Below are 14,476 nucleotides of genomic sequence, written 5' to 3' on the forward strand. Positions count from 1 at the left end.
CAGCTCAAGGCCTCAACCTGGACCTGGGCTATGAAGATCCACTGATCCAGCGAGAGGAGACGGCCGATGTCTGAACTCCCCGGCGTGAATGCTATGGCCGACGAAACGGCCCAATTGTCCGAACGCGTCGCGCTGTCCAATAAGCATGCTCTCGAGCTGCTCATCGGCTCTCAGCAGATCATGTTGGAAGAGATTCTCTTCGCCAGCAATGAGGCGCTGGATCGCGCGCGGACAGAAACGCACCTGTTCGCTGAATTCGTATCGAAACTCGCCGGCGTGCATTCCGTCAAGGGAATCCAGACGATGGTGCAGGAATGTGGCCGGCATCAGGTCGATTTTGTCAGGAGGGACTGCGACCGGCTCTTCAAGCACGGGCAGCGCCTGATTGATGCCAGTGTGAATCTCGTGGGGCAACGGTGGCGAAGAAATTGAAGACTGCGGGTGCGTCGCGTCCTGATCTGCGGCGACGAGAAGGAAACACCGATGGCGATCTGGCCGCTGCCGTGACCGCCACAGCGCCGTCAGAATCGGCAGCGGCGCTTGCTGTAAAGGGCGGAAAACCACCGCTCAAACAAGAGGACGAGGATTCCGACGCGTTTCGCCGCGAGGATCATGAGCTGGACAAGGCGTTCAGCGCCGTTCTGGCGCGGGTGACCGCCGGAATCTCTCCCGCCGCCCTGTCGATGGCCTACCTGGATTGGGCATGCCATCTGGCCGCCGCGCCGCAGCGCCAGATGGAGAATGTTCACAATGCTTGGCAAATGGCGAGGCAGCTCGCCGAGCGGTCGCTGCATTTTGCCGACCCCAACCGCTCTCCTTGGGACCTGATCAAGCCTCAGCCCAACGATCATCGCTTTTCCAAGCCGCAATGGGCGATGCAGCCGTTCAACCTGCTGGCCCAGAGCTTCCTGCTGGGAGAGGATTGGTGGCATAAAGCGACGACCGGCATTCGCGGCGTGGATCCTGCCAACGAAGCCGTCGTTGATTTCTCGCTGCGTCAGCTGCTGGACATGTTCGCACCCTCGAACTTCGCGGCGACCAATCCCGAGGTCCTCGAGAAGACATTCCAGAGCGGCGGAGAAAACCTGGTGTTCGGCTGGCAGAATTGGCTCGCCGATCTCATGCAGGTGCTACACCCGGGGCGACCACCCGGCAATGCCGAGTTCGTCGTCGGCAGGACCGTCGCGACCCGGCCGGGCAAGGTGGTGCTTCGCAATCGCTTGATGGAGCTGATCCAGTACGCGCCGACCACCGAGAAGGTCCGGCCGGAGCCGGTCCTGGTCGTGCCAGCCTGGATCATGAAATATTATATCCTGGATCTGTCAGCGCAAAATTCGCTGGTCAGATATCTGACGGACCAGGGCTTCACCGTATTCATGATCTCCTGGCGAAATCCGGGGGCAGCGGACCGCGACCTTGCCTTCGACGATTACCGATCCCTGGGCGTGATGTCCGCCCTGGACACGATCGGAAGGATCGTGCCGAATACGCAGGTTCATGCCACAGGCTATTGTCTTGGCGGAACGCTGCTCTCGATCACGGCAGCGGCCATGGCCCGGGATGGCGATGATCGTCTGAAGACGATCACATTGTTTGCGGCCCAGACCGACTTTACCGAAGCGGGAGAGTTGACGCTCTTCATCAATGAAAGCCAGGTCGCGTTCCTCGAAGACATGATGTGGGAGCGTGGGTATCTCGACACGACCCAGATGGCGGGGGCCTTTCAGCTGTTGCGGTCCAACGATCTGATCTGGTCGCGGGTCTCGCGCGATTACCTGCTCGGTGAGCGGGCCAGTCCGAGCGACCTGATGGCGTGGAACGCCGATGCGACGCGGCTGCCCTATCGGATGCACTCCGAATATTTGCGCAGGCTGTTCCTGAATAACGATCTCGCAGAGGGGCGCTATCGGGTCGATGGAAAGCCGGTCTCGTTGTCGGACATCCATAAGCCGATGTTCGTTGTCGGAACCTTGCGTGACCACGTGGCGCCATGGAAGTCGACATACAAGATCCACTACGAGGTCGATGCCGACGTGACTTTTGTGCTTGCAAGCGGCGGGCACAATGCCGGGATCGTGGCGCCGCCGGATGAGCAGGGGCACTCGCATCAAGTGCGAACCAAGGCTGCCGATGCCCCTTATCTCGGACCGGACGAGTGGCTGAGCATTGCTCCGCGGGTCGAAGGATCGTGGTGGCCAACCTGGATCGAATGGCTGAAGCAACAGTCAGGGACACTGCGCGAGCCGCCGCAGTTCGGCATTGAAGGCTCGAGCGATCTTCCCGACGCACCGGGTGATTACGTGCATACCTGAGAAGAGAGGCGTCTGTGGTCGGCTCAAAAGCCGCCAGCCGAGCGTGGCACGGCTGACAGGCGACATAGTTCTCGCAAGATCATGCCTCTCATGACAATTGGATTGGCATGCGCTGTCGGCAATCACGGCCATCGCATCGAAGATTCAGTTTGAACTCGGAATGTAGGGCTGCAGCATCGACAGCGCTCGCTCGAGTGTCGTCTCCAGCGTGCCTGACGCATCCACCTGCAGCCATTCCAGGGTACCCAGATCATAGCTTTCCTGCTCTCGGGCGACGCTGGCCGTCGCGTCGGACGCATCGCCGACCCGCGCGCGAATCCGCTCCAGTCGGATAGGGAGGTCTGCGACAAGGAAGAGCCCGACGAAAGGCACGTTTGATCGCTGTGCAAGAGTCTCGATTTCCTGGCGTTCATGCAAGCGTGCAAACACGGCGTCGACGATCACGGTGAGGCCCTGTGCGAGCATCTGATGGGCCTGCCGTGCCAGCTCTTGATAGACGCGTGAGCTGGCATCAGGCGTGTAGGCGTCTCCGGGGAGCCGATCTGTCTCCTCGACACCGAACAGCCGTTTGCGCAGCAGGTCGCTGCGGAGGACGATTGCACCCGGTGGAGGGGGCAGGCGAGGGGCGAGCGCCCGCGCCAGCGCGGATTTCCCGGTGCCGGAAAGTCCGCCGACGGCGATCATCATTGCTGGCGCCGGCTGTATCAGCCGGCTGGCCAGCTTGAAGTAGCTTTTCGCGGTCTCCAACGTGTTCGATCGATCATGGTCGGTGTTATCAGCATCGTCACGATCGAGTTTTGCCAGAAAGACTTGGGCGCGGATCGCTGCCCGGATGCTCATGAAGAGCGGCAACGCGGCCAAGCCCCCGGCCCGCTCGCGCGCCGCGGTCGATAAATAGTGGTTCAGGAGCTGATTGGCCGCGACCGGTTGAGCGAAGTGCAGCAGGTCCATCAGCGGGAAAGCGAGATCGTAGAGCACGTCGATCGTCGCGATCCGATCGTCGAATTCGATGGCGTCGAACAGCACCGGCTTGCCGTCGATCAGGACGATGTTGGCCAGATGAAGATCGCCGTGGCAGCGTCGAACGTGACCGGTCGCTGCTCGCTGCTCGAGCAATGGCCGCAGACGCGAGAAGGCCGATTGGCAACGGGTTCTGAGTTCCTCGACGTCAAGCTCATCAAATCGCTTGCTGGCTCGAAAGCTGGTGATGAACGCGTCGATCCAATGCGGGAGCTGCTCCACCCATCCGCTCGATGTGACCTGGGGCGCGACGGCGTGGGATTTGCCGATCGTCATGGCCAGGAGTCGGGCGAGATCGTGATCCAGATGACGTCGGGCGGCAAGATGATCAAGCGTCTGGCTGTCATCGAAGCGACGCATCTCCACGGCATACTCGATCGGTGTGCCGGATCCATCGAGTTCGAGCGATCCATCCGGCGCCGTGGTGATGGCGACCACGCGCAGGTAGATGTCCGGCGCAAACGGCCGATTGATCTCCAGCTCCTTCACACAAGCCGCCTTGCGTTGTGCAAGAGTCGAATAGTCGAGAAACGGCAGCCGGATCGCGCGCTTGATCTTCAGGGCGCGCTGCCCGAACAGAAAGACGGACGCGGCATGCGTATCGATGCGGCGGACCTCTGGATGTCGCCGTGGATCGCCCAGGAATGTGAGCACGTGGTCCTGATCGGATGATGAGGTCATGGGCCGTTACCGATGGAGTTCGATTCAAAAGTCCGGGACGAGGACGGCCGCGCCCACGATGTCGCCCTGCCTCAAGCGGGCGAGAACAGTGTTTGCTTCGGACAAGGAGTAGGCCGTCGTATGCGTGCGGATGTCAGCCTCCTTGGCCACCCGCAGAAAATCGACACCATCCTGCCGCGTCAGATTGGCGACGGACATCACCAAGCGTTCTCCCCACAGAAGCGAATAAGGAAAGCTCGGAATGTCGCTCATATGAATGCCGGCGCAGACAACCCGGCCGCCTTTGCGGACAGCCCGCAAAGCGGCCGGAACAAGCTCGCCGGCAGGGGCGTAGATGATGGCCGCGTCCAGATCGACGTCTGGACGCTGGTCCGCACCTGCAGCCCATACTGCGCCAAGTTGGCGGGCCAGATCTTGTGCGGGCCGGTCATGTTCGCGGGTGAAGGCATAGATCTGGCGGCCCTGCCAGCGGGCGACCTGGGCAATGATGTGACCCGCAGCGCCAAACCCGTAAATTCCAAGCCGTTCTGCGTCACCTGCCATGACCAGTGACCGCCAGCCGATGAGACCGGCGCAGAGCAGCGGCGCGGTCGCGACGTCATCGCTCAGTCCATCGAGCGGAAAGGCATAATTTGCGTCGGCGATGGCGTGGGTCGCATAGCCGCCATTGCGCGTATAGCCGGTGAAAGCAGGCTCGTCGCAGAGGTTTTCCATTCCGCGGCTGCAGAACGGGCAGCGGCCGCAAGTATGCCCCAGCCACGGAATTCCGACCCGCTCGCCCAACCGGTGGGTTGTCACCCCACGACCGATTCGGTCAACGCGACCAACTATCTCGTGGCCGGGAATGATCGGATAAGGAATGCTGGGGAGCTCGCCATCGCAGAGATGCAGGTCGGTTCGGCAGACTCCGCAGGCGCTGATACGGACGCGAATTTCTCCGAGACCCGGCTCGGGATCCGACAGACATTCATGCCGGAGAGGGGCTCCAGGCGATTGCAGCACCATCGCGTGCACCTTGCGCCTCCTGGACCAATTGCCTTCAACCCATAAGCCAAGACAACTCGCCACGGCTTGATGTCCGTCAAGGTTCTAAGCGGCTTGGGTAGCTTATCAAGTCGCCGTCGAGCATGGGGCTTGAGCAGCGTCACGCTCATTCCCCGTCTGGGATCATAAGTCACGCTAGACCGGCGGCGGATTGAAACTAAGATGCCGATTGGTGAGACGGACCTGGCTACGAACGGCTCTCGTCGCCTCCTTATTGGATATCGAAATGTCGACCTATCGCCTGCGGAACCTGCTGTTGCCACGCTCCATCGCTCTGGTGGGCGGAAGCCCGCGGCCGAACTCTGTCGGAAGGGCTATTCTCGACAACATCATCAAGGCAGGGTTCGAGGGCAAGCTCGGTCTGGTCAATTCCCGATACCGTGACATCGCCGGGATCGGGTCCGTCGGCAGTCTTGGCGAGCTGCCATTCGTTCCTGAACTTGTGGTGATCACAACGCCGCCCCCGTCGATTCCCGACCTGATCGACGGTGCCGGCGCACTGGGAGCGGCTGGCGCGCTGATCATCACGTCGGGGCTTGGTCATGGTCCGGGCTCGCTCGCCGACCAGGCCGAAAAGGCCGCACAGCGCTACGGCATGCGCCTGATCGGACCGAACTGCCTCGGCATCATGATGCCCGCAATCAAGCTCAACGCCAGCTTCTCGGCGCATATGCCGGTGGCGGGCAGCTTGGCCCTGATTTCCCAATCCGGCGCGATTGCCGCAGGAATGGTGGATTGGGCTGCGCAGCGCGGCGTCGGATTTTCGGGAATTGTCTCGATCGGCGACCAGTTGGACGTCGATCTCGCCGATCTTCTCGATCATTTCGCGCTTGACGGTGGAACCCGCGCGATCCTGCTCTACATCGAAGCTGTCAAGGATGCTCGGAAGTTCATGTCGGCGGCGCGCGGGGCGGCCCGGGTCAAGCCGGTTGTCGTCGTGAAGTCCGGCCGTGGTGCGGTTGGCGCGAGAGCTGCCGCAACGCATACGGGAGCGCTGGCGGGGGCCGATGCGGTCTATGACGCGGCGTTTCGCCGCGCCGGCGTGTTGCGTGTGTCGGATCTCCGTGAACTGTTCGACTGCGCGGAAACGTTGGGGCGGGTCGAGCCGCCGACGGGTAAAAGGCTCGCAATTCTCACTAATGGTGGCGGAATTGGTGTGCTCGCGGTGGATCGGCTGGTCGAGCTCGGAGGAGTTCCAGCAACCCTGTCGCCAGCGGTTCGTGACAGGCTGCAGGCCGTCCTTCCGCCAACCTGGTCTGCGTCGAATCCGGTCGACATTGTCGGAGATGCAGACGCGGCCCGTTATACGACCTCGCTTGAGGCGCTGCTCGCGGACCAGGCCAATGACGCGGTCCTTGTGATGAACGTTCAGACGGCGATTGCGTCAGCAAGCGACATTGCAATTGCCGTCACGGAATTCGTCAATGCCTACCGTAAGCAGCACAGGCGTTGGGCCAAACCGGTCCTTGCCGCCTGGGTCGGCGCGGAGCAGCAAGTCATCGAGACCTTGAGCGGTGCAGGAATTCCGAACTATCCCACGGAGGACGACGCCGTTCGGGGCTTCATGCACCTTGTGCGCCATCGGGAGGTGGTCGAGTCGCTGGCCGCAGTGCCCCCGGCGATGCCGAGCTCTTTTTCGCCCAATGTCGAGGCCGCCCGCAACATTGTCGAGACAGCCCTCGTCGATGGGCGGACCTGGCTTGATCCCGTGGAAATCAGCCGACTTCTGGAAGCCTATGACATCGCGATGGTGCCGACCTATGCGGCGTCGACGGTTGACGAAGCGGTCGCCTATGCCAACCAGCTATTTGCGCAGGGCGCGACTGTCGTGCTCAAGATTCTGTCGCGCGACATCGTCCACAAATCTGATGTCGGAGGTGTCGTCCTCAATCTGACCACCGCGGAGGCGGTCCGTAACGCGGCACATGAGATCATGGTCCGTGCGAAGGCCGTTCGCCCAGATGCACGCATTTCCGGAGTGATCGTACAAGCCATGGTCGTGCGTGCCAAGGCGCGGGAGCTGATCATGGGCATCGCCGACGATCCGACCTTCGGGACCGTGATCGTGTTTGGCCGGGGCGGCACTGCAGTCGAGATCATCAACGACAAGGCGCTCGGTCTTCCTCCGCTGGATCTCCATCTTGCCCGCAACTTGATCGAGCGCACGCGCGTCTCGCGATTGCTGCGCGCTTATCGCGATGTTCCGGCTGTCAAGCCGGACGCCGTCGCGCTGGTCCTCGTCAAGCTGGCGCAGCTCGCGGCGGATGTTCCCGAGATTCGCGAACTTGATATCAACCCGTTGTTGGCAGACGAGAGCGGGGTCCTGGCGGTCGACGCGCGCGTTGCTGTCGGACGGGTGCCGCCGAAATTCAAGGGCTCAGGGCCGTCGAACTTTGCCGTTCGTCCATACCCGAGTCAGTGGGAGCGGCATCTCCAGGTGAAAGACGGCTGGCGCATCTTTGCGCGTCCGATCAGACCCGAGGACGAGCCGACCATTCATGAATTCCTCAAGCATGTCACCGCGGAGGATCTCCGCCTTCGCTTCTTCGCGCCGATGAAGGAGTTCACCCATGAGTTCATCGCGCGTTTGACGCAGCTCGACTACTCACGGGCAATGGCCTTTGTTGCTCTGGACGAAACGACCAATGAGCTCGTCGGTGTGGTGAGAATTCATTCCGATTCGATCTACGAAAGCGGTGAGTATGCCATTCTGTTGCGTTCGGATCTCAAGGGCAGAGGACTCGGCTGGGCCTTGATGCAGCTGATCATCGAATATGCCAAGGCGGAAGGTCTCAAGATGATCTCTGGCGATGTCCTGCAGGAGAATATCGTCATGCTGGAAATGTGTCGCAATCTCGGGTTCGAGGTCAAGACGGACCCGACCGAGCGCGATCTCTGCAACGTCAAGCTCAGGCTGTAGACATGAACTCTTGCCGCGAAGGCGGCTTCAGCCGGGAGGCGTGCCGGCGGATGGGCTCGTGGCTTCGGTCTCGGAGACGTCGTGCGAGCGGAGTGTCTTGATGATCATCGTGGCCAAGGGGATGATGAGCAGCGGAACCAAGCTGTTGAGCGGGTGGTTGATGAGGCCCGACAGGTAGGATTGCAGCGATCTCGCTTCCGCTTGCAGCGCGTCCATCGACGAGGCATGCATCTCGTTGGCGAGCTCCAATTCGTGGCCCGCGGGCTCTCGGCCGGCCAGCATCAGCAGGAGTGCTGCAAGAACGACGTTGGAGGTGCCGAGAACCGCGGCTGCGACGACCGCAGACGTGATCTGGACCAATGCAAGATAAGCCGCCAATTCGAACATCAAGAGGCCGAAGCAGGCAATCAGTGCTGCGAGGGCCCGCAGCCCGAAGCCGACGAGCAGGTGTCGCAGCCTGATATCGGCGATCACCCGGTCGGTGCGCCAGAGAAGACGAAGGTGTTTGGCGACATTCTCTGTATCCACTTAGGTTCTCCTCAATAGCAGGCCGACAGCGATGCCGATCGCGAAGGCCGACACGGCGGCCGTGACGGGACGGCTGCGGATCAGCTGTTCGACACGAAGCTCCGCATCGCCAAGATCTCTGCCCAGAGCGGCGCTCATTGCAGCGATCGGCGCCATCATCGAGGCGCCCCGGGACTGGCCGGAGTCCTTGTTCTCGATCTGGCTCAATAGCTCGCGAAGTTCGCGGGTCAATGCAGCCAGCTCATGTCTGGTGGATGCGTCAGCCATGCTTTGTCCTATGGTTGGATTGACTGTAAAACGGGAGGCGGCATGGGGCTTGATTTCGCTCAATCGATGCCGTCAGACGGGGTTGACGCAGATCAAACGCGGCTGATTGGTGAGATCTAAGGAACGGGGGTACCCCGGGCCTGCCGAGTGAAGGAGATATCGAGTTGCGCGCCCATCCAGGATTGGCCGCCGAGGCGACCGGAGAACTGCTTGAGCTTCGTCCCAGCGGATCCTGGGTGTCCCTCAACGTGACCGAGCTCGAGAACCTGACGAGGTCTGCGAGCGGCAAAGTCGGCAACGCCAAGGCCGTGAAGCTCGATCTTGGCGCCGTCAGCGAGATCGATACAGTCGGCGTCTGGCTGCTGGAAAAGCTCAGCCGGAGTGCTGCCGCCGGTGGCCGCCGTGTCGAGATGACCGGGGTTGCCGAGAATTACGTAGGTCTCGTTGAGGAGGTCCGGCAGGTCAACCGGCGCGATATTGCGCCGCCTCCGCGGCAGAACCCGATAGTGGCCAAGCTCACGGATCTCGGTCGTTCGACGCTCGGGGCTGCGCGGGACATCACGGTGTTCCTCGACATGCTGGCGGCGTTGTCATTGGCTTTGGTCCGGACGTTGGCGCGGCCGCGGTCGCTGCGCGTGACCTCGCTTGTCTATCAGATGTACCGTATCGGCTGGCAGGCCATTCCGATCGTGGTGCTGATCACCTTTCTGATCGGCGCCATCATTGCACAGCAGGGGATCTTTCATTTTCGTCGCTTCGGCGCAGAATCCTATGTCGTCGACATGGTTGGAATTCTCGTGCTGCGTGAACTCGGCGTCCTGATCGTGGCCATCATGGTGGCGGGGCGATCAGGTAGTGCTTACACAGCAGAACTCGGATCGATGAAGATGCGCGAGGAGATCGATGCTCTGGTGACGATGGGGCTTGATCCGGTGGAGGTCCTGATCCTGCCGCGTATCGTGGCATTGATTTTGACCCTGCCCATCCTGGCCTTCATTGGCTCGATGGCTGCGCTCTATGGCGGAGGCTTGGTCGCCCAGCTTTACGGTGGCATGGGACCGGCCATCTTCATCGCTCGCTTGCATGACGCGGTCTCCGTCACGCATTTCGAGGTCGGGATGTGGAAGGCGCCGTTCATGGCTCTCGTCATCGGCATTGTCGCCTGCAGCGAGGGCCTGCGAGTCAAGGGCAGTGCCGAATCGCTAGGTCAACAAACCACGACATCCGTGGTGAAATCCATATTTCTGGTCATCGTCCTCGATGGATTGTTCGCCGTGTTCTTTGCGTCCATTGGATTGTAGCAATGGATCATCTGCAAGAGACGAGCGCGATCCGCGTCACCAATCTTGTCGTCGGGTTCGGTCGACAAATCGTTCTGAACGAATTGTCCTTGAATGTTCGCCGCGGTGAAATTCTGGGGCTCGTCGGGGCGTCGGGCGGCGGGAAATCGGTCCTGATGCGCACGATCATTGGCCTCATTCCACGGCGCAGCGGCAGCATCGAGGTGATGGGGGTGCCGCTCGGCGGCGCGGCAGAGCGCGCCACACAGAATGCGGCGACGCGGTGGGGAATCCTGTTTCAGCAGGGCGCGCTGTTTTCATCGCTGACGGTCAAGCAGAATGTTCAGTTTCCGCTGCGCGAAAACCTGCAGATGTCGCAGACTCTGATGGATGAGATCGCGATCGCCAAGCTCGAGATGGTCGGCCTTCGCGCCGAGGACGGCGACAAGTTTCCCGCTGAGCTGTCGGGCGGAATGACCAAGCGGGCCGCACTGGCGCGGGCTCTCGCACTCGACCCTGCGATCGTGTTTCTCGATGAGCCGACCTCTGGACTCGATCCGATCTCAGCTGGCGATTTCGATGCGCTGATCAAGACTCTCCAGCAGACGCTGGGGCTGACCGTGTTCATGGTGACGCATGATCTGGCCAGCCTCAATTCTGTCTGCGACCGTGTCGCGGCCCTGGCGGACGGCAAGATCGTTGCGATCGGTCCGATGAGCGATCTGCTTCGATCAGAACATCCCTGGGTTAAGGCCTACTTCCACGGTAAGCGATCCCAGATGCTGCAACCGAAAGTGAGTTGAAGATGGAAACGCGTGCGCCATTCGCTGTAATCGGCGGCTTCGTGCTGGCGGCGATCGTCGCGATCTTTGGTTTTGTGTACTGGCTCAACAACACGGGAGGTCTTGGGCCACGCACAAGCTATCACGTGCAGTTCGAGGGTTCAGTTCCCGGTCTTCTGGTCGGGGCTGCCGTTCTTTTCAACGGAATTCGTGTTGGCGAGGTGACCGACCTGGTCCTGGCGCCGGACAATCCACGTCGGGTCAATGCGACGATTTCGGTTGCGACGAGCGTGCCGGTGCGGTCCGACACCAAGGTGGGTCTGGAATTCCAGGGGCTGACGGGGGTACCGGTCATCGCACTGGAAGGTGGCTCGTCAACTGCGACATCAGGGTCCGTATCGACTTTGATCGCAGAGCCCGGCGCCGGACAAAGCATGACGCAGGCGGCGCGTGACGCCTTGCGGCGCGTCGACGCTGTCCTTGCCGAGAATGCCGGACCGCTCAAGGACACGATTGCCAATCTTAGGACATTTTCAGACGGGCTGGCGCGGAACACCGGCAAGTTGGACAGTATCGTGTCTGGACTCGAGAAGATGACCGGTGGTGGCGCTCCGGCACAGAAGGTGACATATGACCTTCGGGCGCCGCGCGATTTCGGCCCGATCAACAAGACCTTGAAGGGACAACTCGCCATCCCTGAGCCGACGGCCGTAGCGATGCTGCAGACGCAGCGGATATTGTTCTCGCCGGCGAAGGATTATCCGGGATTTGGTGACGCCCTATGGGCGGACAGCATCCCGAAACTGCTGCAGGCTCGCCTGATCGACGCGTTTGAGAATTATGACATCGCCCACGCTCCGCTGCGGACAGCGGATCTCGGACAGCCTGACGTCCAATTGCTTGTGGACGTCCGCCGCTTCCGGATCAATACGGATCCCACAGCTATCGTGGAGATCGGGCTGTCGGCTCGTCTTGTCGACAAGAGCGGAAAAATCATCGCTTCGCGCCTGTTTGACGAAAGCCAACCTGTTGATCGCCTCGATCCTGCGATTGCAGTCACTGCCTTCGACCAGGCATTTGGCCGAGTTGCCAAGTCGCTCCTGACGTGGACCGTCCAGGCGCTGTAGATCTCGCCTCTGGCTAAGAACCTATTCCAGCGTCTTCAGATACGACAGCAGATCGTTGATCTGGGTCGGTGCAAGTTCGAATTGTGGCATCGCGGGGTGCCCGGTAACGATGCCTTCGGCGAGAGCCTCGCCGAGCGTTTCGATTGGATAACGCAGGTGCAGCGTTCGGAACGGAGGCGCCGGCTCGAATGGACTTTCTCCGGTCGCGCCGATGGCATGGCACCGCGCGCAATGGGCCTTGGCGTAAGCCCGTCCCCGCTGTTCCGGCTTGGACGCTGCGTTCGACGGATATGTCCACGAGAGAGGCAGAAGTAAAGCGCAGAGAACAAACCACCGCATGCATCACGTCCATGGCATCAGGCATTTTCCGCCACGATAGGGTCGGGATCCTCCCGTCATTTGATTTGAATCAATCGGAACTATGAGCATCCGTTAGAATGCGGCAATTGTCCTTGCGCTTGGCCCAGCGGAGCCCCGTATGAAGACGTCTCTGGTTGCAGTCGATTTCCACGGGCAGGGCTGCTCTGAATGTGCTGTACGCGGATTTAGCGTGTGCGCATCGCTGGATCAGTTCGAGATGCGCGAGTTCGAACAGCTCAGTCGGCGTTCCCACTTCGCGTCGTGCGAGACTGTTTTCTCGCAAGAGGATATTACGTCTTGCTTCTACAACCTGCTCGACGGAGTCATGAGGCTCTATAAGCTTCTGCCTGACGGTCGGAGACAGATCGTTGGGTTTGTACTGCCTGGCGATTTCGTGGGCATGACGACCGAGGAGCGACATGGGTTTTCAGCCGATGCCATCGGTCCGGTTACGGTCTGTCAGTTCGCCAAGTTGCCGTTTGGTCGCTTTGCGCACGACAAGCCAAACCTTCTCCGCCGGATGAACGAACTGGCTGTGCAGGAGCTCAACCAGGCGCGGGACCACATGGTCTTGCTGGGTCGCCGTTCCGCTGAGGAAAAGGTTGCCACCTTCCTTGTGAGCTGGCGGGACCGGCTGGTCGACCTCCGAGGGCCCTCCAACATCGTGCCGCTACCGATGAGTCGGCAAGACATTGCCGACTATCTTGGGCTTACGATCGAAACAGTCAGCCGGACGTTCACCAAGCTCGAGCGGGATGGAATCATCACCATACTACCCGGAGGCGTATCGCTCCGGGATTCGGCGCGTGCCGAGGCGCTAGCGGCTGCCTGACATCTTTGTCGCTCCGCGGGTGATCGGCTTTGCATTGATCTGAGTCAAAGACTGCCGGGGTGCGATTGAGAAACAATGTCTCAAACTCAAAAAGGGGGAGAGACATGCCGTTCGATGCCATGATGGTGAGCTTTGCGGTGGTGGCGGTTTTCGTCGCGTTTGCGGGCGTCTTGCTCTGGGCTGACTCGCAGACTCGAACCCGAGCCTGAGGCCGACATCGCAGATCCTCCAAGCTGCCCGTTCAGACCTTTGGCTGGACCGCGGGCGACGAGATTTGCTGCGATGCAATATAATCTCTGCTGAGCCCTCGGTCAGCCGAAATGCTCCGGGGCTCTTGGCGTTCAGGCCCCGCATTGATCTTTGACGCATTCTCTTGGACAAAGTCCCGATCTGCCGTATTCCGAAACGGAGCGGAATTGAGAGATGGGCGGTCGCGAGGCCGAGGGATTGTCTTTGCTGGGCGCGTCCGTGGTCCTTTGACGTCAAAGGGCGCGGTCGGCGGCTTTCGACATCTCCTTTGGTCAGCCGGATGGGACGCCTGGGAGATGCGGTGTGACTGAGGAGAAAAAGGCGAGCGGTCGAGCAGCCGGCGGCGGCAAGTTGTCGGTCCTGCGACAGCATCCGATCTTTCGCGAACTTGAGCCCGATGCGCTCGACCAGCTCTGCCGCTACGCCAAGCCAACCTCGCTCAAGCGTGGCGCGACCATTTTCTCGAAAGGTGATCCCGGATCGAGCCTGTACGCTGTGATCAGCGGCACCGTCAAAATCAGCGTGTCGTCCCCGGATGGGCGCAATGCGATCCTGAATTTGATCAGCGCGGGTGAGATCTTCGGCGAAGTCGCAGTGCTCGACGGCAGGGAACGAACCGCGGACGCAACCGCGAGCACCAATTGCGAAATCCTGGTGATCGATCGCCGTGAATTCCTGCCGTTCGTCAAGCAGCAGCCGGTGCTCGCAATGAAGTTCATCGAACTGCTTTGCGACCGGTTGCGCTGGACGAGCGATCAGGTGGAGCAGGTCATCCTGCAGGATCTTCCCAGGCGCCTCGCCAGCGCTCTGCTCGGCCTGACAGAGAAGCGAAAGTTGGATCCGTCCAGCCGCACCATTGCAATCACTCAGCAAGAAATCAGCGAGATGGTCGGCATGACCCGCGAGAGCATCAACAAGCAGTTGCGTGCGTGGGCCGCGCGGGATTGGGTCCGACTGGAGCATGGTGCGATCGTGCTTCTCAATCCCGAGCCGCTGCGAGGACTAGCCGAGGCCGGTCAGGATGACGACCAATAGGTCCCTCGCTGGTCAGCCATCTCTACGGCAGCCTCATCG

The 14,476-nt window shown here is 60.9% G+C and carries 13 protein-coding genes; 8 read left to right on the top strand and 5 right to left on the bottom strand.

What is annotated here, in order from left to right:
- Positions 1-66: 66 nt before the first annotated feature.
- Both ACVIJ6_RS22025 and ACVIJ6_RS22030 read left to right on the top strand, forming a co-directional pair.
- Positions 67-432, top strand: coding sequence for a hypothetical protein (locus tag ACVIJ6_RS22025; protein ID WP_456774403.1), 366 nt, complete (start codon positions 67-69; stop codon positions 430-432).
- A gap of 185 nt (positions 433-617) precedes the next feature.
- The gene (locus tag ACVIJ6_RS22030) at positions 618-2,312 is read left to right on the top strand and encodes a PHA/PHB synthase family protein (protein WP_456777054.1); all 1,695 of its coding nucleotides are present in this window, start codon (positions 618-620) and stop codon (positions 2,310-2,312) included.
- A 144-nt stretch (positions 2,313-2,456) separates the two neighbouring features.
- On the opposite strand, the gene ACVIJ6_RS22035 is transcribed toward ACVIJ6_RS22030, so the two are convergent.
- Positions 2,457-4,013, bottom strand: coding sequence for a bifunctional aminoglycoside phosphotransferase/ATP-binding protein (locus tag ACVIJ6_RS22035; RefSeq protein WP_456774404.1), 1,557 nt, complete (start codon positions 4,011-4,013; stop codon positions 2,457-2,459).
- A 24-nt stretch (positions 4,014-4,037) separates the two neighbouring features.
- Positions 4,038-5,027: a zinc-dependent alcohol dehydrogenase family protein gene (locus ACVIJ6_RS22040; protein ID WP_456774405.1), complete on the bottom strand. Its 990-nt coding sequence runs from the start codon at positions 5,025-5,027 to the stop codon at positions 4,038-4,040.
- A 256-nt stretch (positions 5,028-5,283) separates the two neighbouring features.
- Between ACVIJ6_RS22040 and ACVIJ6_RS22045 the strand changes: the two genes are divergently transcribed.
- A complete protein-coding gene (locus tag ACVIJ6_RS22045; RefSeq protein WP_456774406.1) occupies positions 5,284-7,977 on the top strand; it encodes a bifunctional acetate--CoA ligase family protein/GNAT family N-acetyltransferase in 2,694 nt (897 codons plus the stop codon).
- 27 nt (positions 7,978-8,004) lie between these two features.
- On the opposite strand, the gene ACVIJ6_RS22050 is transcribed toward ACVIJ6_RS22045, so the two are convergent.
- Positions 8,005-8,505, bottom strand: coding sequence for a phage holin family protein (locus ACVIJ6_RS22050; RefSeq protein WP_456774407.1), 501 nt, complete (start codon positions 8,503-8,505; stop codon positions 8,005-8,007).
- Positions 8,506-8,835, bottom strand: coding sequence for a hypothetical protein (locus tag ACVIJ6_RS22055; RefSeq protein ID WP_456774408.1), 330 nt, complete (start codon positions 8,833-8,835; stop codon positions 8,506-8,508). It abuts the gene before it with no gap.
- A 101-nt stretch (positions 8,836-8,936) separates the two neighbouring features.
- Here ACVIJ6_RS22055 and ACVIJ6_RS22060 point away from each other — a divergent pair, with 101 nt between their 5' ends.
- The 3 genes from ACVIJ6_RS22060 to ACVIJ6_RS22070 are packed head-to-tail and all read left to right on the top strand — an operon-like array spanning position 8,937 to position 11,961.
- On the top strand, positions 8,937-10,073 hold the full coding sequence (locus ACVIJ6_RS22060; protein WP_250172341.1) for an ABC transporter permease: 1,137 nt from the start codon (positions 8,937-8,939) through the stop codon (positions 10,071-10,073).
- A 2-nt stretch (positions 10,074-10,075) separates the two neighbouring features.
- The gene (locus ACVIJ6_RS22065; protein WP_250172340.1) at positions 10,076-10,855 is read left to right on the top strand and encodes an ABC transporter ATP-binding protein; all 780 of its coding nucleotides are present in this window, start codon (positions 10,076-10,078) and stop codon (positions 10,853-10,855) included.
- Between the two features lie 2 nt (positions 10,856-10,857).
- Positions 10,858-11,961, top strand: a complete 1,104-nt coding sequence (locus ACVIJ6_RS22070) for an ABC-type transport auxiliary lipoprotein family protein (protein WP_456774409.1) — start codon at positions 10,858-10,860, stop codon at positions 11,959-11,961.
- Between the two features lie 21 nt (positions 11,962-11,982).
- On the opposite strand, the gene ACVIJ6_RS22075 is transcribed toward ACVIJ6_RS22070, so the two are convergent.
- On the bottom strand, positions 11,983-12,300 hold the full coding sequence (locus ACVIJ6_RS22075) for a c-type cytochrome (RefSeq protein ID WP_456774410.1): 318 nt from the start codon (positions 12,298-12,300) through the stop codon (positions 11,983-11,985).
- Positions 12,301-12,439: 139 nt separating this feature from the next.
- On the opposite strand from ACVIJ6_RS22075, the gene ACVIJ6_RS22080 reads away from it, so the two are divergent.
- Both ACVIJ6_RS22080 and ACVIJ6_RS22085 read left to right on the top strand, forming a co-directional pair.
- Complete coding sequence (locus tag ACVIJ6_RS22080; RefSeq protein WP_012045657.1) at positions 12,440-13,153, top strand: helix-turn-helix domain-containing protein; 714 nt, start codon at positions 12,440-12,442, stop codon at positions 13,151-13,153.
- A 552-nt stretch (positions 13,154-13,705) separates the two neighbouring features.
- Entirely contained in the window at positions 13,706-14,437 is a 732-nt protein-coding gene (locus tag ACVIJ6_RS22085) for a Crp/Fnr family transcriptional regulator (RefSeq protein WP_456774411.1), read from the top strand.
- Positions 14,438-14,476: the final 39 nt, after the last annotated feature.

This window comes from Bradyrhizobium sp. USDA 4369, assembly GCF_054056435.1.